Source organism: Shewanella kaireitica, from assembly GCF_023284045.1.
GTDB classification, from domain to species: Bacteria; Pseudomonadota; Gammaproteobacteria; order Enterobacterales; family Shewanellaceae; genus Shewanella; species Shewanella kaireitica.
On record NZ_JAKIKQ010000001.1, the window covers coordinates 56,099 to 79,232 of the forward strand.

At 43.7% G+C, this 23,134-nt stretch carries 17 protein-coding genes and 1 tRNA gene; 6 read left to right on the plus strand and 12 right to left on the minus strand.

Translation table 11 applies throughout. The annotated features are described in order from the left end of the window. Positions 1–7: 7 nt before the first annotated feature. The 4 genes from L2730_RS00240 to cutA form a co-directional block, all read right to left on the minus strand. On the minus strand, positions 8–3,238 hold the full coding sequence (locus L2730_RS00240) for a glycoside hydrolase family 2 TIM barrel-domain containing protein (RefSeq protein ID WP_428848419.1): 3,231 nt from the start codon (positions 3,236–3,238) through the stop codon (positions 8–10). Positions 3,239–3,341: 103 nt separating this feature from the next. After that, positions 3,342–4,976, minus strand: a complete 1,635-nt coding sequence (locus L2730_RS00245) for a cation:proton antiporter family protein (protein ID WP_248972749.1) — start codon at positions 4,974–4,976, stop codon at positions 3,342–3,344. A gap of 741 nt (positions 4,977–5,717) precedes the next feature. After that, entirely contained in the window at positions 5,718–7,532 is a 1,815-nt protein-coding gene (locus tag L2730_RS00250; protein WP_248972750.1) for a protein-disulfide reductase DsbD, read from the minus strand. Continuing rightward, the gene (gene cutA / locus L2730_RS00255) at positions 7,529–7,852 is read right to left on the minus strand and encodes a divalent-cation tolerance protein CutA (RefSeq protein WP_248972751.1); all 324 of its coding nucleotides are present in this window, start codon (positions 7,850–7,852) and stop codon (positions 7,529–7,531) included. Before cutA ends, L2730_RS00250 begins: the two co-directional genes overlap by 4 nt. Positions 7,853–8,160: 308 nt before the next feature. Here cutA and L2730_RS00260 point away from each other — a divergent pair, with 308 nt between their 5' ends. Further along, a complete protein-coding gene (locus tag L2730_RS00260) occupies positions 8,161–8,745 on the plus strand; it encodes an FxsA family protein (protein WP_248972752.1) in 585 nt (194 codons plus the stop codon). 8 nt (positions 8,746–8,753) lie between these two features. Here the strand turns inward: L2730_RS00260 and L2730_RS00265 are convergent, their stop codons facing one another. After that, positions 8,754–10,556 carry a protein kinase domain-containing protein gene (locus tag L2730_RS00265; RefSeq protein WP_248972753.1) on the minus strand — a complete coding sequence of 601 codons (1,803 nt, stop codon included), beginning with the start codon at positions 10,554–10,556 and terminating at the stop codon, positions 8,754–8,756. 236 nt (positions 10,557–10,792) lie between these two features. Between L2730_RS00265 and L2730_RS00270 the strand changes: the two genes are divergently transcribed. Further along, entirely contained in the window at positions 10,793–11,143 is a 351-nt protein-coding gene (locus tag L2730_RS00270; protein WP_248972754.1) for a hypothetical protein, read from the plus strand. 152 nt (positions 11,144–11,295) lie between these two features. Further along, positions 11,296–11,964, plus strand: coding sequence for a thiopurine S-methyltransferase (locus L2730_RS00275; protein WP_248972755.1), 669 nt, complete (start codon positions 11,296–11,298; stop codon positions 11,962–11,964). Positions 11,965–12,177: 213 nt separating this feature from the next. Here L2730_RS00275 and L2730_RS00280 read toward each other — a convergent pair whose 3' ends face one another. Next, a complete protein-coding gene (locus L2730_RS00280; RefSeq protein WP_248972756.1) occupies positions 12,178–13,209 on the minus strand; it encodes a porin in 1,032 nt (343 codons plus the stop codon). A 498-nt stretch (positions 13,210–13,707) separates the two neighbouring features. Continuing rightward, positions 13,708–14,769, minus strand: a complete 1,062-nt coding sequence (locus L2730_RS00285; RefSeq protein ID WP_248972757.1) for a porin — start codon at positions 14,767–14,769, stop codon at positions 13,708–13,710. Between the two features lie 369 nt (positions 14,770–15,138). Here L2730_RS00285 and tcdA point away from each other — a divergent pair, with 369 nt between their 5' ends. Both tcdA and L2730_RS00295 read left to right on the plus strand, forming a co-directional pair. Further along, a complete protein-coding gene (gene tcdA, locus L2730_RS00290) occupies positions 15,139–15,966 on the plus strand; it encodes a tRNA cyclic N6-threonylcarbamoyladenosine(37) synthase TcdA (protein WP_248972758.1) in 828 nt (275 codons plus the stop codon). 153 nt (positions 15,967–16,119) lie between these two features. Next, complete coding sequence (locus tag L2730_RS00295; RefSeq protein WP_248972759.1) at positions 16,120–16,737, plus strand: superinfection exclusion B family protein; 618 nt, start codon at positions 16,120–16,122, stop codon at positions 16,735–16,737. Between the two features lie 95 nt (positions 16,738–16,832). Here L2730_RS00295 and L2730_RS00300 read toward each other — a convergent pair whose 3' ends face one another. After that, on the minus strand, positions 16,833–16,967 hold the full coding sequence (locus L2730_RS00300) for a DUF3149 domain-containing protein (RefSeq protein WP_079891968.1): 135 nt from the start codon (positions 16,965–16,967) through the stop codon (positions 16,833–16,835). 318 nt (positions 16,968–17,285) lie between these two features. Between L2730_RS00300 and L2730_RS00305 the strand changes: the two genes are divergently transcribed. Further along, positions 17,286–17,370: transfer RNA gene (locus tag L2730_RS00305), tRNA-Leu, on the plus strand. A gap of 230 nt (positions 17,371–17,600) precedes the next feature. Here the strand turns inward: L2730_RS00305 and L2730_RS00310 are convergent. The 4 genes from L2730_RS00310 to L2730_RS00325 form a co-directional block, all read right to left on the minus strand. Beyond that, a complete protein-coding gene (locus tag L2730_RS00310) occupies positions 17,601–18,719 on the minus strand; it encodes a site-2 protease family protein (RefSeq protein ID WP_428848420.1) in 1,119 nt (372 codons plus the stop codon). A gap of 85 nt (positions 18,720–18,804) precedes the next feature. Further along, positions 18,805–20,475: a flagellar assembly protein A gene (locus L2730_RS00315; protein WP_248972761.1), complete on the minus strand. Its 1,671-nt coding sequence runs from the start codon at positions 20,473–20,475 to the stop codon at positions 18,805–18,807. A gap of 183 nt (positions 20,476–20,658) precedes the next feature. Beyond that, positions 20,659–21,687, minus strand: a complete 1,029-nt coding sequence (locus L2730_RS00320) for a methyltransferase (RefSeq protein WP_248972762.1) — start codon at positions 21,685–21,687, stop codon at positions 20,659–20,661. A 136-nt stretch (positions 21,688–21,823) separates the two neighbouring features. Beyond that, positions 21,824–23,128 (minus strand): alkaline phosphatase, encoded by a 1,305-nt coding sequence (locus tag L2730_RS00325; protein WP_248972763.1) that lies wholly within the window; start codon positions 23,126–23,128, stop codon positions 21,824–21,826. Between the last annotated feature and the right edge of the window lie 6 nt (positions 23,129–23,134).

Genomic DNA, 23,134 nt, shown 5'->3' on the forward strand with positions numbered 1-23,134 from the left:
CCAGTTCTTAAGGTTTTGTTCTTGCTTGTTGTTGAATATCAGCTGCTGCCGCTAGCGGTTCAATGGTAAATTTGAACTCCATCGGCTCAGCTTTGATGCGGTACGGCTGGTGAACTTGCCTGCCCCAAGAGGTATCTCCGCCTACACCCATCTGTTTATGGTCAATATTCCAAGTGACAAACTTCTGAGTTGTTATTTCAGCGCCGTGATTGACGGTAACGGGCACGAGCCCAGAAGCTGAGCCTGACGCGTCTCCTTGTCTGAAGTCGATATCGGCTTGTGCAAAGGGCCAAAGGCTGGTTTGCAAAGTGGTATTGTCTGCATTGGTTTTGGCTAGTAATCCTTTACCCTTACTATCAGTAATTGCTACATACCGCACATCAGTGCGTTGGCCTGTTTCTTGTGGGCGAGAGTAACGGTGAAAGGTTTGCTCGATTGGCAGTGCAAACCAACCGACTGGGTTACCTGATTTTCTATCGGCGTAGGTTTCTTCTGGACCACGACCAAAGTAATGCATAAAGCGTTGGCTAAAAGGCAACTGTGTTTGAAAACCAAAGCGGGGAAGGTCAGCAAGTGCTACTGTCCCAGGTTTAAACTGACTTTGTACCAGCAATTGACCTGCTGTACTGATTTGGTAGCGAGTGTTAAGACTGAAATCTAAGGTCGGATGCTGTTGCTGAACCTCAATACTGTAGGGATTAATGCGTTTAATCGATAGTAGCCTCAGCTCCTTTGCAGCATCTTGCCAAGCGCCTGCCCATTCGGGCATCTGATTACCTAAATCATTATCGGTTGGTGCACGCCAAAAGTTAACCATTAGTGGTGCGGTTAGTTGTGACAGCCCATCTTGTTTGATATCGGTGAGCCAACCACTATTTTTAGAGATAAGGTATTGGGTTTGCTCATTACCTAACAGCCAAAAACTATCTTGCTGCGCTATTGTTACCGCTAAGGTATGTGGTTTACTGCTGGCGGCTCGCAATGAAAATTGACCAAATGCGATGCGGTGATCGCTAGGTAGCATAGGTTGAGGCTTGTCGACTAACACCTCGAGCAACAACTGATATTCAAAATGGTCAGCGAATAGACTCTGATCTAGCGGCAGGTTTATTTGCTTAGATAAGCCAGCTTTGACTATCGGCATCTCAATGCTGCCGACGCTAAATGGGCGACCATCTTGCTGGATTGTCCATTTTAGTTGTAAGTTTTGAGTGCCTATAAAGTCATAGCGGTTTTCAAGTTCAAAACTCGCTGAATTAGCATTGACTACAAAATTGTTGAAACGTAGCGGTTGGTAAACCTTCTTCACCTCACTTAAATGCGGGTGTGGATTACGGTCAGGATCAACCAGGCCATTATTGAGAAAATTACCGTCAGTCGGCATATCAGGGTGGTAATCTTTGCCATAAGCCCAGTAGCGTTGACCGTTTGAGTTGGTAAAGGCTAGGGATTGATCCACCCAGTCCCAGATAAAGCCGCCTTGCAGTTGCGGGTAGCGCTCTATGACGTCCCAATAGTCCTGTAGATTACCGACCGAGTTCCCCATCGCATGGGCGTATTCGATCATAATCAGTGGGCGATCATTATGGGATTTAGCGTATTTCTCAATCCGCTCGATTGACGGGTACATAGGAGCAACGATATCGGTATAAGCGTGTTGACCTGCGGGTTCATATTGCACCGGACGACTCGGGTCGCGTTGTTTAACCCAATCATATAAAGCTTCAAATAAATGACCTTCTCCAGCCTCATTTCCTAGCGACCAGATAATGATAGAGGGATGATTTTTATCACGCTCAATCATGCGCTCAACGCGTGCTTGGTGCGCTGGTAGCCAGCTCATCTCGTTACCGATTTGGGTCTTTTCGTCAATAGCCAATGGGTGCGATTCGATATTGGCTTCATCGATAACATACAGACCATATTTGTCGGTTAAGCTTAACCAATAGGGGTCATTAGGATAGTGACTTGAGCGTACTGCATTGATGTTGTTCTGCTTCATTAAGCGGATATCGGTTTCCATGCTAGCCCGACTCACCACATGGCCGGTATCAGGGTCGGTTTCATGCCTATCGACACCGCGTATGGTAATGGCCTTGTTATTGACCAGTAGTTGACCTTGCTTTATCTCTACTCGGCGAAAGCCTATCTTCTGGCTACTGGCCTGCAGCAGTGTGCCATCGGCTGCTTTTAGGCTCACTAATAGTTGATATAACGCAGGGGTTTCCGCACTCCAAAGAGCGGGATTATCGACAGATAAAGTAAGGGTTTGCTCAAGATTGTGATTAAACTCTGCGACAACTTGTTGGCCCAGTTTAGTGCTAGTCCCTTGAGGAGAAAACAACTGGTACTCTAGGTTTAGCTCCCCAGCTTTAATAGCGGTTTTAATATGATTTTTTAGCTTAATTTTAATCGCCATATTGGCTTTGGTGAGATTTTCATTGAGCGTGTAAGTTGCGTCGATATCAGCGATACGCTGCTTCTCTGTAGCGTAAAGGTATACATCACGTTCAATACCACTAACTCGCAGCATATCTTGGCTCTCGAGATAGCTGGCATCACTCCAACGTATTATCTGCAGGGCTAGCAAGTTTTCACCTTGGTTAAGGTGGGAAGTAATATCAAACTCGGCCGGTGTTTTTGCCCCTTGGCTATATCCGACTTCTACACCGTTTATATGTGCGCTTAACGCTGAACGCGCCGCGCCAATATGCAGAAATATTTGCTTGTCTTGCCACTCTTGGGGTAACTCAAATTGTCGACGGTAGCTACCTGTAGGGTTGTGATCTTCTGGGGCATTGGGCCAAGTAGTAGTGAAAGGGTAGCGTTCATCTAGGTAGATGGCATGACCAAAACCTTGGGTCTCCCAGTTACCGGGTACTTGTATGCTTTGCCAATCATCTAGCTTAGCCTGTTGTTGAGCAAAATCTTTAGGCGCCACAAAGGGGTTTTTAGCGTAATGAAATTGCCAACGCCCATTGAGATCAAGAAAGTTATTACTGGCTTGATAATCATCGACAATTGCTTTTGATAATGAAGAGTAGCCAAAAAAGCTGGCGTGGGGTGGCTGCTTATTTTGTTCAAACACAAGGTGGTCTTGCCAGCGCTCCGCTTGTGCAACGGACTGTGGACTTACCAGGCTCACTGCCAATAAGCTAATCAGTTTGGCGAAACGATATCGGAGACGCACTTGTTTTATTGAGGGTTGAAACTGTCGGGTTCGAAGTGTAGTTAGCATAGTATGTTATTTGGCATTTTTTTTATTTGCCAAATAACATACTCGATAGTGGGAATAATGTATACAATCAGTCTTAGGGTTTACTTTATAAGCGCTGCAAACCTTAACTTTCGCTGCGTGGATGATTCACCACTTCTGGATGATCAGGCTTGGTGCCATTAGGACTAAGCAACTCTTTAACGACATGATCGACAAAACCGGCACCAGCTGCTTCATAAAGGTTATATACGCTGTGTACTCCTGATTCTTGCAATGAATCAGCATCCTCTTTGTATTGCACGATGGCACTGAGTTTGCCCTGGTAATCAAGACGTTTTAGTTGTTCAACTGCAAATAAATTCCCCACGTGATGCGGCATAGCCAGTAATACCAGCTCTAGATTAGGCGCCTTATCAAGTTTCTCCCAAAAGTCGGTGTCGGAAGCATCGCCCTGCACCACATTACGCCCCTCTTGGTTGTGATAATCGACCAGATCTTGCTTGTGCTCCACCCCCAGAATTTCACCTTCGTACTGCGCTCTAAGCTCGTCATATGCACCAGAACCAATGCGGCCCATACCTAAGATTAAAAATCTTGGGTTACCCACATGGATCGGACGATCTTCTGGGTGCAATGGATGCTTCTCCAATCGCTGTAGTCGGTTTTGATACTTTTGATATAGTCTGTTTGAGGCTATATTGAGCGGTGCTGAAAATAGAAAACTAAAGCTTAAGGCCACGGCTAATATCACCATCCACTGCGGCGGTAACCAGCCTTTTGAGGTCGCGACGGCAGCAACGATTAAACCGAATTCACTGTAATTACCTAGGCTAAATGAAGAGAGTAACGCAGTACGTGAACGCAGTTTAAAGTGAGTCAATAGATAGAGGAATAGCACGATTTTAATCGGCACCACCAACACCAAAATGGCCGCTAAACCGATATCAGAGAATGTTGGTAAGCCATTAAGGCCAACTGTTAAGAAGAAGGCAACCAGGAACAGCTCTTTAAAGTAAAACAGCGACTTTGCTAGCTCTGAAGACTTAGGGTGTCCGGCCAGTAATATGCCGATTATCAGCGCACCAAGGTCGGGTTTTAGGCCGACGATTTCAAACAACCATGCACCCATAACAAGCGCCATGACTAGCCCGAATAGCACCAATAACTCACCGTGACCGACTCGGTCAAAGGTTTTATAAATAAGCGGTTTAGCTAGCGGAAGTAGTAGTAGACACAACGCCCAATAAGAGGGGATATCACCTTTAGAGATCGTTAAGAAGGCGACGGCAAAAATATCCTGCATAATCAAGATACCGATAGCTACGCGGCCATAGAGTGACTGCATGTCACCTTTGTCTTCTAATATCTTTACCGCAAAAATGGTACTAGAGAAGCTCAATGCAAATGCGAGTAGACCGAGTTGATTGAGTTCAAGACCAGTTAGTTGCTCTAAACCAAGTAGACCTAACAATTTTAACAGCGGTATAAAAAACAGCATAGAGCCGAGCAAGTGCAAGCTTGAACCCGCTAAAACCTCTGCTTTAAACAAGCTGCGAATATCCAGCTTAAGGCCGATGGCAAACAACAATAAGGTCACACCTAAGTTAGCTAACTGCTCTAACATTGGCAGGCTAGATTCTTCAATTCCGAATAGAAACAGTACAAATCCCGCAACAAGGTAGCCGATCAATGGGGGCAGTCCCACACGGCTAACTAGCATGCCGCAGGCTAAGGTTATAATGAGTATCGCGGGTTCCATGGTGCTCCTTGCAAAAGATATTATTAGTGAGCATTGTACAAGAAGTTTGTGAATTTGAACTGAAGTTTACGGATTTATTTAAAGATTGTGATAGCGGCAATCGTGGGGACAATTGTTATCTGATAGAGGAGCAGATGGCGATGCAGCCTTGCTATTTCTGTGTCGATAACAATCAAAAAAGCCCCCGCTAGCAGATAAATGCTAACGGGGCTTTTTACTGGATACTTCTGAGTTATACCAATTGTGTTAAGTATTTGACCAGTTCAGAGCCCCTCAGACTTTTCAATTCAAAGCGCATTGGTAAAGAAATGGTGATTCCCTTTTAAGCCAATGCAAAGCAGAAGTGGAAAGCCTGAGAGCCTCACGTAGTGCGGCTGAGGTTAAACAAATTGGCAAAACGCTTTAGACTTCGCTATGGGATTTGGATATAGAATAACTATTAGCTCAAATTCCACTACTTGCCTACAGCTTTTTGAATTCCCGCTGAATGGTCAAAATTTTAATGCAATTGGTATAAATGGTCTATTTTGTTCCATACAAAATAAGACATTCCGGCCCTCCTTGGCGGTCAGATTTAGGAGGTACGAGACCAAGGATGGTCGAAGGTAGAATAATGCAGGAGCAATTATCGAGAGCGAAGCAGGGGGCCAGAGCCGAGAATATCTATTAGCTCAAATCCCACTGCTTGCCTACAGCATTTTGAATTCCCGCTGAACGGTCAAACTTTTAATGCAATTGGTTTTATTTTACGAGATGATCCAAATGTTCTGCGAACGCTTTAGGACGCATAAAGCCGGTGACTCTTAAGTCATCCCTTACAGCGCCATTTTCGTCAAACATCAGCAATGTCGGTAAACCGAGCACATCGTAATGTTCTAGTAGCTCAATATCGACAGCATCATTTTTGGTGACATCAGCTTGCAGTAATACCATCTTGTTCATCCGCTCAAGGACTGCAGCATCTTTAAAGGTAATTGCTTCAAATTCTTTACAAGCGACACACCAGTCGGCATATAGATCTAACATGACTGTTTTGCCCTGTGCAGATGCCGCAGCTATTTCGCGATCGAGATCTTCAAGTGATTTAACACGCTTGAAGCTGTGATTTTGCTCGCCAGTCGCTAGCGTTACACTGCTGTTTGAGACAAAGCCAAAGTGCGACATTACCGCTTGTAAGCCGTAAGAGAAACTGCCCAATAGTGCTAGCAGAAGCAGTACCGCACGGGTTGTTTGTTTCCAGTTGAACTCAGTGAGCTTGTTTTGGTGCATTAGGTAACCGACGATGCTGATCCCCCAAACAGACCAGAGTATATCTGAGATGAGTCCAGGCCAAATTCGACCTAACATTACGATAGAAACTGCAATGAGTAAGAAACCGAAGATGGTTTTGATGATATCCATCCAGCTGCCCGCTCTTGGTAAGATCTTACCACCTGAGGTGCCGATAATTAGCAACGGTAGCCCCATACCCATACTCAACACGTAAAGCGCTAAGAAGCCTTGCAGTAAGTCGCCTGTTTGTGCGACGTAAATCAGTGCTCCAGATAGTGGTGCTGTGGTACAAGGCGAGGCAACAAGGCCAGAGATAACACCCATCAAGAACACACCAATGACGTTACCGCCTTTTTGATTGTTTGATAGAGTGTTCATCTTCTCCTGCCACTTAGATGGCAGTTTTAAGTCGTATAAGCCGAACATCGACAAGCTTAATACGAAGAACATTATCGCTAGTGTGATCAGTACTGCAGGGTGCTGTAGGTAGGCCTGATATTTCATTCCGGCAGATGCCACTACCAAGCCTACCAATGAGTAGGTGATAGCCATACCTTGTACATAAACCATCGACAAGCTAAAGGCTTTGGCGGTCGAGAGTTTCTTACCCTGGCCAACAATAATGCCCGATAGAATCGGATACATAGGGAACACACAAGGCGTTAATGCTAAGCCGATCCCTAAGCCAAAGAAGATAACTAAGGTCCAAATTAAGCTGTCGCTAGCAAGCATTTGAGTCAGGTTATCTTGCTGAGTTATTGGCGCGTTAGGCTCATTGCTTGCTGTGGTTATCTCGTTGTTTTGTTGTAAGTCGAGTACGCCGTCATTAGGGCTAACCTCGGTTAGCTCTGCCACTTTTTTGGTTGGAGGGAAGCACAGTTTGCCCTCAGCACAGCCCATAAATGTAACGTTGAGAGTGTCGCCAGCTGCCGCTTGTTTAATTGCAACCGGCATTTCTACAAATGAGTAATAAACCTCTTGTTCACCAAAGTATTCATCGGTATGAGATTTACCTTCAGGTAAGGCGATTTCTCCCAGCACAGCGCCGTTGGCTTCAAATTTGAGTTTATCGCGATACATGTAGTAGCCGTCGGCAATCACCCAGCTAATTTTTACTTTATCACCCTCCTGTTTGAAGTCGAAAACAAACGCTTCATCGACAGGCATCAACTCTGGTTCACCCTTTAAAAAGGAGAATTTACTACTATTAAAAATGCTTTCAGCTTGTACTAATGGACTAAGCATTAGTAGTGATGCTAAAAACAGAGTTATGATTTTTTTCATGGCTGTGTGGTTTCTTTTATCCAATCAAAATAGGCTGGCAATCCCTGGGTTACAGGTAGTGCTATTAGCTCGGGAACGTCATAAGGGTGCAACTGTAAAACTGCAGCCTCAATCGCGGGGTAATGCACGGCAAGGCACTTAATATGTAAACAGAATTCAGTATCTTCACAGACTTCAGCTTGCCACTCATATACGGAGGTAATGGCTGATGAGATCTGCACACATGCCGCTAATTTCTTTTTGACAAGGGCATGAGCTAAAGATTTAGCGCTAGCTTCGTCTGGGCAAGTGGTCATTAAGAGTAAAAATTCGTTATCCATTAAACTGTGTTTGTCCGTCTGATAGCTTGTTCAATTTATATTAAGCAGATTAAAGCTGCGTTAAGGCAATTTAGTTAAGCTGATTATCACGATAGTCAATATTGTTACTTTACGTGTTTTGCAGAATGCTTGCATTAAGGCATTACTAAAATAGTGATGCCAGTAGTTTTTGCTTACAAATGCGTATGCATTCTGCTGCATGTGTTGATTATTGTTAGCACACAAGCCAATTGTTGGTTATGCGACTTGAAAATAGACCGACTAACCCCAATTTAGTTTTCATCGCCATAAAAAAATGTGAGGTCAGCGTGTTTTTTATTCTGTTATTAATTTTTGTATTAGTTCCTGTGATGGAGCTATCTGTATTGATCCGGGTGGGCGAAGCATTAGGCAGCTGGACAACGGTCGCTTTGGTTATATTTACCGCAGTGGTCGGCGTATCATTAGTTCGTAGCCAAGGCATTAGTACCTTGATGCAGGTTCAGCAAAAGTTGGCTCGTGGCGAAGCGCCAGGGCAAGAAATTGTTGAAGGAATGATGTTGGCGGTTGCAGGACTACTGCTGCTAATTCCAGGTTTTGTGACCGATTTTTTGGGGCTCATTCTATTAACCCCATTTACCCGCATTCCTGTGGCGGGTTACTTTTTTAAGCGTATGCAGCAGAAAGCTAAAACCCATGGTGGCTTTCAAGCTGGCTTTGGTCCTGGTATGGGCGGACAAGGTAACCCCTTTGGGCAACAAGGTGGACGCTCACCTTTTGATGACGGTAATACCTTTGATGGCGACTTTGAACGTAAAGATGATCCTAGTGATAAGCGCCCTGAAACACATCAAGTTGAAACTTCACTTGATGACGATGACAAGCCAAAAGATGATAAATCTAATACCAATTAGTTAAAGCCTTAACTTTGTTTTGGGTTGCGCGGATAAAAGTTATCCGGCTTGCGCTCAAGATGGCTAAATTTACGGGTGTTTTTATAGGGAAGCTTCATAAAGCCTGACACCCCTTTGCCTTGTATCTTATCAACGTGACTTAAAATTCGATCTAAACAACCTCTAAACGCTGCTTGTTTCCTAGGGTTTAATAACCTTAGGTAGCTGTGGATCTTCATATGGTTTGGCAAAGCCTCAAAGATAATACAGCCGGTATGGTGAATTTGGTTGATGATGGCGAGTTCAGTCATGATCTCTTTTGGCAGTTCTAAATTTTCTTCAGGATCGCGGCCATCTTCAAAATAGGAGTGTAGTCTTGAACGATCTTCTAATGACGGCACATCACCCACTTCAAAAGGTAATTGCAATTCACTGCTAATCAAGAACGGTTGCTGACTATCTTCTCGTTCAATATGCAGCGTATCTCTTGCATTAAAGAAACATGCTTTGAACACCCCGATACGATGAATACCACGGGCGAGAGTGACCATATTGTTGACTGCAATGGTCAAAGCCTGCTTTTGGCTGTCGTTATACAGTGCTAGGTTCGAATCAATAAACACTCCGGTTTCACGCCAATGAATCGCTAAGCCGCCTACGATGTCATATTGTGCCAAGCGGCCTACTGATGCGATAAAGCCTTTCTCAGTATCGCCCATGCCAGCCATAAAGTTACGGTAGTATTTTTCCAGCTGTAGATCGTCCATTTTGGCAATGGGATCATCGGCATTGTGTTCTTTAAGAAATGACTTTCTTGAGCTATAGCTAACGGTTTCCACCTCTTTATTGCTGGCAAGCACCCAAACTGGGATTTCGGCGATAAGCGGTCCATTGTCAATCTCTGGCAGGTGCATCCTGTGACTGTGAGCCATACTTTTGAGAAAGTAATCACCCGCCTGCTTTCGTTGCATAGGATCATCGCTCAGCATACCATCCAAGGTTTTAGCAAGCTCAATGGGCAAGCCTACGCTGGTGGCGGGGATGACTTTACTGCCGAAACGACTGGCTTGGCCAGATGCTAGTGCATAAAGTGTTGCTGCTACGCCTTGCTCATCAAAACGTGGACTCGACAATGCGCCATTGAGTTGCTCTTCGCCAATAAAATACACATCGCCCATGCGGGCATTAGTATGTTGATGGTCACTGGACATCAAATCCATGACGTTGCCATTTACTGGGTTGCCATCATTGTCGCGCTGAGCGAATACCGCTGAGCCCCAGTCAATTAAAGACAAGTGTTGATTTTTAACATCATAAACCAGATTCGAGGGCTTAATATCACCATGGATCAGCGGCCGACCGTTATGCAAGTATTTGAGTATTGCCGCAAGTTGGCGCGCGATGTTCATTACCATGGCAACGGGTAACGCACCTATGCGCAGACAAAGTTGTTCTAAGTCCTCGCCCGGTGCTCTTGCCATAACAAGAATGCCCTGTTTTCCTACATGCTGGAATTTAATGGCTGGAGGTACGTTGGGGTGGATCACTTGAGAGAGCATAAACGCTTCCTCTTCGAGTCTGTCTTGTATGTGCTGCGGCAGTGTGAGCCGGGAGAATTTAAAGACATGGGCTTCGCCACTGGCATTGACGCCTGCAAACACAAACCCATAAGCACCCTTACCAACCATCTCAAACTCTTTATAACCTAGCTTACTCAGCTGCTGCTTACACAGCCTTATCCAAGCACGATGTTTACGGGCATCATTGGCTGCGAGTAGGTAAATTGATTGCTCTTCTGAGATATAAAAGTGTTGCAGTTCTTGGGTTTGCAATTGTCTCTCCTCGTTAATGTTGTTATTAAATCAACAATCGCAAAGATAGTCCAAGTAGATCCATTAAAAACTGCAGCTTAAAAGGGGGAAGTCGGTCACACCTAACCAATAATTTTGGAAGAGTTCTTGATGTATATCAATTCTGTAACAATAAGGGACAGGTAGTCTTAAAGTCAGTACTAATATAGAAGATATCAACTTAGTTTTATAAGTTAAATCAGCACAAAGGTGATTATATGTCAGGGTTAGATAAGTCACGCTTAATAGAATTACTCGAGTATCCTCGGCAGCGTATTTTGCAGTCAATGGAACTAAACCAATGTCCTCACGCTGGTTTTTTTAATCATACTGACATGCAGTGTATCAATTGCCATCAAGGCATGGAGTGCACCTGGATGAACCACAACGATGAGACTGTTGCGGTAGATCAAAAGACAGCCGAAGAGCTCAAACAACAGTTACTGGTTGCGGTAGATTTTATTGATTCAAGCTTAAGTCCACACCACTTATCTCGTCGTCAATGTGAGTGTGAGAATTGTACTTGGCTTAAAAAAGTCCAAAAAGCGTTGGATATTCCTGCAGCCTAAAGCATTGGTGTTTATTTTTCCTTTTGCTAAATGAAAGTATTGGCTTTAGAGTGTTGCTCATTCGGTTTTGACAGAAGTCGCTTAATTAAGGGAGGCTCCCTTGGTTATCGCATTCAGGTTAATCCTCCCTCTAACGCTTTAGGATTTTAGCAATGCAACCAAGCTTTTGGCATGAAAAATGGGACGCTCAACAGATAGGTTTTCATCTAAGCGCCGTTAACCCGCTATTGATTCAGTTTTGGCCACAGCTAAAGCTCCCCGCAAACTCGCAAGTTTTTGTTCCTCTTTGTGGTAAGTCTCTTGATATGTGTTTTTTGGCTGAGCAAGGCCACGAGGTGTTGGCTTGTGAGCTCAATGAACTTGCGGTAGCACAGTTCTATCAAGAGAATAATCTTACTCATACCGTTGAACAAATTGGCGAGCATAAGCGTTATTCAACCGAGCAGGTCACCATCTATCAAGGTGATATTTTTAGCCTCCAAAATACTAATAGTACAGAGCTTGATAAAACCAGTGCTTTTTACGACAGAGCAGCCTTAATTGCTTGGCCTGAAGCGATGCGATTGCAATACGCAAAGCAGCTTGCCTATCTAATTCCAGCAGGCAGTGTTGGCTTACTTGTGACCCTAGACTACCCGCAAGCAGAGCTAAATGGTCCGCCATTTGCGGTATCCGATGACTGGGTGCAGGCTAACATGGGCGCTGATTTCGAGATTGAACGTTTGGCTTGTGAAGATGTATTGAGTGACAATCCTCGCTTTGTCAAAAAACAGGTGTCATCGTTAACTGAGTCAGTTTATAAGTTAACCCGAAAAGGCTAGCAGCGGATAAGCAGGATAAGAGCAGTAAAAGCTGAGGAAGATAGTAACGACCATCTTTTATTTTGTATAAGTGTAGCGTCGGCTTTGGTACTTCTGCTATCGGCATCTATTGATGGGTTATAGTCTTCACTTGACCTTATTACAGGCATTAAAAAAGCGACCATCAGGTCGCTTTTTTGTACTTATGATTCAAGAGTCTAATGACTCATTGAATTAGAAGTTGTAACGAACACCAACGGTGAAGATGTTGTCATCTTCTAGGTCGATTTTAGCGCCTGCTACTTTGTAGTCACCTTCGTACATAGCGTAGTGGCCATATACCATAGTTGACTTAGATACCTTGTAGTCAGCACCAACAGTGATTGACTGCACGTTTATATCAGACATTTCGTCTTGGTATCCGCCAGAAATATTTTTGAAGTACTTACCGAAACCAGCTTCGTCTTTACCGTACTCAGCTTTAAGGTTAACGCCGCCTAGATTGTAAACAACGTTGACGAAGAAAGAGTCGCCTTCTTGGTCAGAAGTTTGGCTTTCAGTGTTCTGGTATAGACCACCTACTTTGAAGTCGCCTAGCTTAACTTGAGCCACACCACGGTACGCATCGATACCACCGATAGTGTTGTATGCACCCGCTACGTAGTAGTTTTGTGCTTTAAGCTTCTTGTCACCGATAGTTGCGCTAAGTGCGTACTGATCTTCGTAAGAAGTTTTGTTTGCATCGTTAGTGTAGTTGTCTTCCATTAGGTACGTTGCGTTCAACGTCACTAGGTCAGCAATTTTTGGTGAGTAGTACCAGATACCGTCGCCAGAACGAGTTTGTCCACCTACTAAACGGTCGATATCAGCATTTGAGTTACCAAATACGTCAACACCACCTTCAGACTGCTTGAATACTGTGTCATTACGACCAACAAGTACGGTACCAGCTTGAGACTTAAGACCTAGGAAAGTGTTACGCGCTTTGAAAGTCTCACCTGAGTTAGTTGTGTTTTCTACTTGGAATTCCATTTGGTAGATCACATCGATGTTACTTGTTAGGCTTTCGCTGCCTTTAACACCTAAATGAGAGAAGTTGTTCTCTAGAACAGTACCTTCTTTACTATTTTGTGTAGTCGCACCAGTATCTGAGTTAGTTACTGATAGATCTAAACGACCGTAAAAGCTAGGACCTTCGGCTAGCGCACCGAAAGAAGCTAGGGTTAAAACTGATGCCACTGATGCAGAGATTAGTGTCTTTTTCATTTCATTTGCTCCCAGAACCTAAGTTCTTATACGTTTCTTATGGTTTTTTACATAAACTTTTGTTTTTGTTACAAGCATCCGAGCTCATAACAATTGTGGGTGCAAATATTACAGTTTTATGGCTTTCAGATTGTGGGCTGGATCAAGTTTTTACTTTTCCACCGTAGATTAGCTGCTTTTTTGTGGCGCTTAGTGGATTTTAGTTATCAAAATAGCAATTTTTACAGAATTCAATGCCATAACGTATCTCTAAAGGGGTATCCGTGGTGATTTGTTGTTAAATATCGTCTGTCTTAATTAGTGAATGACTAAGCAAAGTAAAGGTCATTGAGCCGCAAAAGTGACAATGTTAAAAATGAGTGTGTGGCCGTTATCGTGTCAAAATGGAGTGAAGTAGCTGAAATGTTGCGTTTATGTTGTGTGTCGGTAAGGCTGTTCATTTATAAGAACAATAAAAAAGGCAGCCAAGGCTGCCTTTTTGTTGAGCAGGTTAAAAGCTTAGAAGTCGAAACGCATACCTATGGTAACAATATCATCACCAAGGTCTTGTTTAATGTTACTCAGCATCATGTCGCCGTCATACTTAGTATAGTGTCCATAAATAAGCGTGTTCTTGCTTAAGCGGTAATCGGCACCAACACTGAACTGCTGAATATCGACGTTGCTGACGGTTTCTAGACCACCATCGACATTACCAACATAGCGGCTGACGTATTTGCCTAGACCGGAATCATCACTACCGTACATCGCTTTCAGTTTTAAGTTACCCATCACGTATGCTGCGTTGACGAAGTATGTGTCACCTTCAAGATTGGCATACTTGCTGTCAACATGTTCACTGTTTTGGTAGAAACCACCTAGAATAACATTGCCTAGTTTTACTTGAGCAACACCACGGTAAGCTTTAATGTTTTCAATACTGTCATTGTAAGCGGCTGATACATAGTAGTTCTGCGCTTTTAGCGCTTTGTCACCAATTGTTGCACTCAGTGCATACATATTGTCGGTATACTTTTCTTCACCATCAGTATCAACTTGATCGTAGTTATCATCCATCAAGTAAGTTGCGTTTAAGGTGACAAGATCTGCAATTTTTGGTGAGTAGTAAGTAAAACCATCAGCACTACGTGTTTGGCCCGCAGCTAATAGGTCGATGTCTGAGTTAGTATTACCAAACAAGTCAAACCCGCCTTCAGCGGCTTTGAAAACGGTGTCGTTACGGCCCACAAGAATAGTACCTGCTGCTGCAGACTTAAGACCTAAAAAGGTATTACGTGCGCCGAATGTGTCACCTGAGTTGTCGAAGTTGCTTACGCCAAACTCCATTTGGTAGACAACTTCTAACTCGTCATTAATTTTTTCAGTGCCTTTAACGCCTAACCAAGAGAAGTTGTTCTCAATGATAGTGCCAGATTTTTGGTTTTGGGTGGCGAGACCCATGTCTGAATTGGTGATTGCTAGGTCAGCACGACCATAAAAGTTCGGGCCATCAGCTAGTGCTGTAAAAGAGGTGGCGGTTAGTGCTGAGATAATAGTGGCGGACAGAACAGTTTTTTTCATTTTCATCTTCCTATAGCTTGAAGCTATTCTAAGTTTGGGCTGCCATCTCGGTTATTGAACCGGTTGAATAACCAAGGTGAAGCTGTATTTGTCGATAGAAATACTGCAATGAAAGGGAACTTATAAGTGTGATCTCAGTCAAGTTTTGCGGATGATGTGTGATATCAATCATAACTGTTTACCTATATTAAACAGTTGCTTAATTGAAATTAGATAGTTGATTACAGGGATGTTTCGAAACACTGTTTTTTGCTTTAAATCGTTTACATAGCTTTCATTGCTGCAGGGAATAATTTAGAGTTTTCAGCAGAATTAATATAAAATTGACCATCACATTTTATCTATTACGCCTCCAGATTGAGTATTACCTTGAATAATCAAATTTTGTCAGACGCCTACCTGAATCGTTTTGCTGGTATTGGTCGTTTATACGGTCAACAAGCACTTCATTGTTTTGCTCAATCTCATGTTGTGGTTGTTGGAATTGGTGGTGTTGGCACATGGGTGGCGGAGTCTTTAGCGAGAAGTGGCGTGGGGCAAATTACGCTGATTGACCTAGATGATATTTGCGTGACTAACACTAATCGTCAAGCCCATACGTTAAAAGAGACGATTGGTGAATCTAAAGTCGAGGTGATGGCACAACGATTAAAGCAGATTAACCCAGAGTGTGTCGTGAATGAGGTAGAAGACTTTATTACCGTAGATAACTTGGCGGAATATTTTCTAGGAAAGAAAGCGGGTGGCGATTTGGATTATGTTGTTGACTGTATCGATGCAGTAAAACCAAAGACCGCGTTAATCGCTTGGTGTAAAAGGCAAAAACTGCCAATTATTACTGTTGGTGGGGCGGGAGGCCAGAGCGATCCTACCCAAGTACAAGTCACCGATCTTGCCAAGACTTACCAAGATCCTTTACTTGCTAAAGTGCGCAATTTGCTAAGACGTGAGTATAATTTTTCTAAAAATGTAGCGCGTCGATTTGGCATTGAAGCTGTGTTCTCGACCGAGCAGTTAGTGTACCCGCAAACCGACGGTTCAGTGTGTAATACCAAGGCAACGGCTGATGGTAATATGCGCATGGATTGTGCTTCAGGCTTTGGTGCGGTAACCGTTGTCACTGGTACATTTGGTTTTGTTGCGGTTAGTAGAGTGCTAAGCAAACTTGCAGCTAAAGCACAACGCAGTGAGTCATAATCATTGCTTGAGTAACCTATCCGTTAGGGCTGATGTTCTGACGGTCGACTCACTAACAAGCTAACTTTTTGATCTTTATTTTTTTGACGCGATCTTTGGCACTGTTTTTGCTTTTATCTGGTTAGGAACAGAATTCTGACACTGGATTTGGCAATGCAAAAAATTAACCTCAATGCACTTTCTTTTACTGGTAAATCAATTAAAAAATTGATCTTTAATGCAATGCTGTGGCTTTCTTTGGCATGTACTGCGTTATTATTCTCGCCAGTTAATTTTCTTGCCTCAATTAATCTTGCTGAATTTTCCGAGCAACATGCCAATCTAATCGGTTTAGGTTTGATCATCGGCGCCGCGTATTTATTGACACAGATCCTTAACTATTTCCTTGATGAGGCCATTGGCTATTTAAGTGATAAACGCTCAGTTGAAGTTATTGAAGAGAAAGTAAAACTATTAGACCCTACCGAACGTGCTTTGTTGAGAGAGTTTTTTCTACAGGGAGAAACGATTTTGACTCTGCCTGAAGCGGAGCAAGCTGTGAAGAGCTTGTCTAAAGCGGGAATACTGGAACATCTTGGTAATCAAAAGCATTATGCTATTCAAGGTTCAACCGCAGATTTTAAAATATCGATGCGTGCTCGTGAGTACCTAAATCGTCAAGTGCTGCGCTTTCCGGTTGGAGAGCCTAGTGCTGAAGAGATGAAAAACCTGATTAAAGCTCGCCCACAGTTCATCAATAGTTTTGTTACTCCGCGCAAACACGCGGCTTAAGCTTTTTAGCTGTGGCTGGTTCTGTTCGCTTTATAGTGAAAAACGGACAAAAAAATGGGGGCAAATAGCCCCCTGCATTAATAGAACGTTGGAGATTAACTCTCAGGATCCGCAGACTTGGTATAGAACATCCACATTAGATAGGAAACAATGCCTATCGTACTAAATATAACGATCATTGATAGCAAGCCGATAGCGTTGCCAAACATCAAATCTAACCAGAATGCCATGTCCGAAATCCTCTTTCTTCTTAGTTCACAGTTAAAGTACTCCTCTCGATTAATGACGTAATTGATCTTGGTCAAGTTACTACCTAGTTATTGGGAATTTGCTGCACGAGTGTTAATAAAGATGCTGTTGATCACGTTTTGCTAATGTGGTGGTTCGCTAAAGTAAATTTCGTAGCTTGAATCGGGATGTTTTTTGCCGTCGAGGCTGAATTTTGCTCAGTTGATAAGAAAGTCAAATCAAAGTGCTTGCCATTACGATATCGGAAGGTATAATTCGCATCACTCCTTGAGGTCCACCTCATTGAGTCGAGTAACAAAGCCTGAGTGGTGGAATTGGTAGACACGTCGGATTCAAAATCCGATTTCGAAAGAAGTGACGGTTCAAGTCCGTCCTCAGGTACCATTTCTCTTAAAGAGAAATAATCAAACCGACATTAAGTCGGTTTTTTTGTGCCTGAAATTTAGTATGAGCTTTTATCTTGGTGATTGCATGCTTTTCGTCGTTAAACTTAATTCAACTTCAGCCACATATCTATGCTCCAAAAAGACTTCAAACTAGGAAGTTTTATTTTGTTAGAAAAAGGCACCCATTACGGATGCCTTTTTTACTGGATAGGGTTGTCCAGTCTTAAGTTAACTTTTTAAGATCTCTAAAGGCAGCGCCAACATGTCATCGCCGCTCCCTGCAAAGTACCAGATAATTCCAATCAAGCATCCAACTGTGAGGAAATACCATACTGCTGAGAAGATCTGACCGTAGCGATCAAGTGGCAGTAAGTGACTTTGATGACGTGTTTTCCATTCAAAGACGATTTCAGCGCTACCAATAAGTAGCAGGAAGCCTAACAGCGCTAAGCCAAGGCTATAGCTGATGTAGACGCCAACTGCTGCGCCTGCAATACATGCAACAAGCCCCATAACGCTGTTCATAGAAAAGCTGATGCTTTTGAGAATATGACCACCATCAAGGGGCAATATCGGTAACAAGTTAAACAGATTCAGCAATGCATTAAAGGCCGCTAATCCGGCAAAGAAGATATTACCTGTTACCCAATAGGCAATCAGCGCAGCGATTGACATGAATAGGCCAAATGTAGGCCCCATTATTGAGATCACTACATCTTGCCAGCGAGTATTTATTTTCTCATCACTTAAGGCTAAGCCGCCCATAAAGGGGATGAGGTAGATCCCTTTTGTTTTCATGCCAAAATACTTCATCGCACGAATATGACCATATTCATGGAATACCAAACAGGCAATAAGCGCGAGAGCAAACTGAAATGAAAACAACCAAGAGTAGGCGGCTACACTGGCGCCAGCTAATACGACTTTAATCACCTTGGCGCTTTTTAATAGCTTAAAGCCCAGAGATGCAAGGCCGATCATGCTAAATTGCTTTTTTTCTACAATAGCGACAGTTGGGACTTGTTGCTCAATATCTTTAGTGTTGCGCTTGCCGCTAGCGATGACGTTCTCATCTTGCAACAGGCGGTAATCGATGACAAAAGGCTGCCAACGTAAATCCGTTTCTAAGGTGATTTTTATGGTTTTATGTGGGACTTCATCTGGTGAATCAATTGTGGCTGGAGTTGCAGTATTAAGCTCAAAAGAGTGGCTTTTTAAGCCTTCGTTATCTGCACTTGCTTGAATAACCGAAACTAAGGTGTCACCCCAAAACAGTTGTTGCCAGCCTGCCAATGAGCCTTCTAAGCGAAGCGGCTTACCTAGGCAGTCAATTTTCAATAATTCCACGTCATATCTCAACGATTTAAAGTAACGTTATTATGACGCTAACCATCACCCTTAGGCAATGGTTGTAAATCTGCCTGTTGCGGGGTTATTTCTTAATACTGTAATCGTAGTTGATCTCTTGATTACAGTTGGTGATACAGCAGGGACCATGTTCTCTTTGAGTTCGGTTGAACGCGCCACCAATATGGATCTCGATATTGGCGAAAACATGTTTTAATGCATCAATGCGGTAGTTTTTGTAGTAGCTTTCTACTTCTTGCTTAGTCGTTTCAAACTCTGTTTCTTCTTCACGCATAGTGCTGATGATTCGTCGCTTCTCTTCCAGCATTCCTTTGACTTGTTCAACCATCATCTCATCATCTTGCCATTGGGTTTTAGGAGGCAGATTACCTAGTTGTCCCTCAATATTTTTTACTGCGATTCTCATTGAGGTGATGCTCTCTTTGAGCTGAACTAGGTTATGTTTGTGTTCGCTAATATGCATGGCGCAGAATATTTCAGTTTTTGTTCCCGCTGTTGCGCCAATGGCAACGACCTTCACCCCTTTATCGGCTTCGACTTTGCCACCGACTAAATCGCCGCGACGACCGCTTGCATCGCAAACAATTAGCTGGTGTTTAGTTTTTGCGTGACTATGCAGGAGTTGTTTGGTTACAAGAATATTACCAGTGGCTTCAAGATTTGAGTATTGAACGAATTGAGCACTGATCTGCCCTTGAGCTTTGAGTGTGGTAGAAAGCGCATTGTCTTTTAGCTGACGGCCAATAACGCCTTTACTGACAGTAACATCGCCTTGAGCAATTAGGGTTGCAGAGTCGACAAAGCCCATCACCGTGATATCACCGCTGCTTTTAACCACCATACCTTCGCCAACATCACCGGTAATTAACACGCTGCCTTTAAAGTCGACATGGCCATAACCAACGTTGACATCTTTTATCTGCAGTACGTCATCAACTTGCATGCCATTTTTGGTTTCTACCGGTTGCCCTGCAACGCTTGCGATAAGCAGGTTAGGGTTATTGGCGCAAAACTCGGTGCCCTCTCCGGCAACCAATTTTATGTCTTTGCCTGGCTTAGCAAGCAGTTTGTCGCCAAAGACGTTGTAGCCATCAACTCCTGCAGTCGCCGGGTGCTTCAAAATAAGTGCGTTGCCGGCCTTTACCATGATGACCGAGCCGAGGTTGCGCATATCGACGCTGCCGTCACTATTCTCTTGAGGTTGCAGCAGCCTTTCTCGCGCCAACATGACTTTGCGCTCAATAGTGGCGGCTTTGCCATGAACAGCCAAACGTCCACTGGCGATGATATTGCAACATTCATCACCTGGTAAAAGGTCGGCTAATTGTTTTAACGACAGTTCTATTTTGGGTTTACTTAAACCAAGTTTAATATGCTGCGATTTTAAGTTTTGCAGGATATCTTTCAATGTGATCGTTTGGCCGCCATACGCTGCGGTCAATGTCATTGAAGCTTGCATTTTGTCATCGGAGAATTCAAAGCTGATTACTGCATCGCGACGCTCAGCGATTTCAAAACGTTGTTCAAACTGGCCGTCATCAGTGCCCGATAACTGGTTTATCTGGATAACAGCTTTGCTTATCGTCTCTTTGAGTGGAAATAGCTCGCTAAAGTCGGGAAATGCCAATAGCTCCACAATGTCCTTTTCAGTTAAAGGACCATGGGTATTGGGAATGAGTGTTAATACGGCTTTTTTACCGTCAACACCTAACTCTATAAGCTCCGGATGCAGCATGCAAACCCCTAGTATTTACTCTTTTTCTAAGAGATATTACCTTTGATTATAAGCATATAATATCCGTATACGGAAATATTAAATTAACAATATTTGACAAAGATATCAGTGAATATGTAACACGATATTGGTTGCAGAATAATCAGCTGGTTAGAGGTTCAAAGTATACTTTAATACTCTGCTTTAACGTTTTGTGTTGGAGTATATTTTGTAGCGGTTATTCTCGGCACTGACGTTTACGTTGCCAAAGTTTTCAGCGATACAATCCGAATAGGGTAGGTGGCGGTTAGCAACAATATGGAACAACCCTCCCCGTACTAAATTGGCCGCGCTGGCTTTGACGAAATCTGTCGCAATATTGGTGGTACTGGTTAAGCCGTCATGAAAAGGAGGGTTAGAGATAATGCCATTGTAGTGCTGATTGGTTTGCGCCATGCCGTCAGATGCAAATACATTGGCGTTAAGTCCGTTGGCTTGCATTGTTAGTTTGCAAGAGGCTAGAGCCATCGCGTTAATGTCGACGCAATCAAGCTTGAGTGTCGGTTGTGCCGTTAGTAATGCTGCGGCGATTACCCCTGCACCACAGCCAAAATCAAGCACATTCCCTTGCATTTTCGGCAGGTTTTCGAGCAGTAACTTAGTGCCTTCATCAAGTTTTTTCTCACTAAACACGCCTACCAGGTTACAGATAGTGATCTCACCTTGTGGGGTTTGCAGTTGATACTTGCTGTACCAATCTTGCAGTTTTATCTCTGGTGCGGGTCGATTTAGCTCACTGGTGAATACGATGCAGTGGCGGGCATTATCCATTTTAAATGCTTTGTCGAAGTAATCAGGGAGTTGTTTAGGTAATGACTTAATACCGCCTTTATTCTCACCAACAACAATGAGCTGTCCTTGAGGTTTAAGGTGTTTCGCCGCTAAGTTGAATAGATACGGTGCTAGTGCTTTGGCTTTTGGAAAATAGACTATGACGCTATCAAAGCACTCTTGGCTAGGCAGCTGATGACCAAAATACAATTGCAGATTTTTGGCTGCGTAGGGCTGCATTATAAGGTGGTGATGAAAATCCAATGCTAAGGCACTTACGCTCGACGCGCTATCTAACAGCGCTTTAAGAAGTGTATCACCTTCGTAGTTGAGTACTAATACAGATTGGTCTTTGACTAAATCACTATTTCTAAGAAGGACTTGCGAAGCGTTGGTTAGCATGAGTTTTCAAGGTCGGATGTTAAGTGGCAGTAATTATACCCAATTGGCCTAAATATGCACATTGCACCAATATAAAAATGCCAGCTAACCACAAAAATTAACTGGCATTTATTCTTAATGTTAGATTGTTATTAGACTAATCTTTCTTTGGCAGCAGACTCATCATCTTTTCAGCTATCTGGGTGTTGTCTTGATTGCCTTTAAACAGATCGGCGGCTGGGCCTACAGCAAAGACTTGCACGTCACTGCCGGTGTGGCCACTTGTCGTCCAGCCTGTATGGCTGCGGATATCGATAAGCTTCTTCAGGGCTATTTGCAATGCTTCATTGCCCTGCATGCGCGCATTACTCAACTGTTGTAATTCTTCGGCTGTTAATTCAAAACCAAGGCTTTTGCTTACACCTGCCTGCCACTCTTCATTAGCAATGGCTGCTACGCTAATGTTTGATGGGCTAGCGCTAATGCCTTTAAGCAGCTCGGTGTCCCAAGCATATTCGCCATTCGCACCAATAGAGAGGCCACCAGTATTATGATCCGCAGTTGCGACGAGTAAGGTATCTGGGTGTTGGCGAACATATTGCTCGACTACTTCCATCGCGTTGGCAAAGCTGTGCATCTCTGCCATGGCGGTAGCTATGTCGTTATTGTGTCCAGCCCAATCGATTAAGCTGCCTTCAACCAATAGTACAAAGCCTTTGTCATTTTGCGATAGTAGCTCTAAAGACTTCTGGGTTAAACGGCTTAAGGTATTTGCGTCTGTATCGTTAATCACCCATGGCAGTTGCACCTCGGCAAACAGACCAATGACTTTTGGTTTAGAGATCGATTCAAGCTGAGCCAAGTCATTAATATGCTGGTAGCCCTTGGCTTCAAACTGGCCTAGTAGCGCTTCAGAGAAGTATTTCTGTCCGCCACCTAAAATGACATCAGCATCAGACTGCAGCATATCGGTGGCAATTGCGTCGTAGTTGCGACGGCTTTCGTTATGCACTAAAAAGGCTGCTGGTGTTGCATGGTTTACTTGTGAAGTCACTGCCACACCTGTTGACATGCCACGCGCTTTTGCCATCTGCATGATGGTGGTCAATGGTCGCTTATTGGTATCGACTGAGATGGCGCCGTTGTAGCTTTTAAACCCAGTGGCAAGTGCAGTCGCTGATGCCGCTGAATCGGTTACATAGCCACTCTCTCTCGCGGGGTAAGTGGATGCCATACCCACTAACAAGCGATCAAATACAGTCTGCTCGATCTCTTCGGTATCAGGGTTGTCCTGAAAGTAACGATAGGCGCTGGTATAAGCTGGACCCATGCCGTCGCCGACCATGATGATCATATTCTTAGGTCGTGATGGTGCATCTGTAATATCGATATTGGCTGCAGCATACAGTGGCAATATGGCAAGGGCACTAAGGACCCAAGTAAAGGTGTTTCTAAAAGTCATACCGGG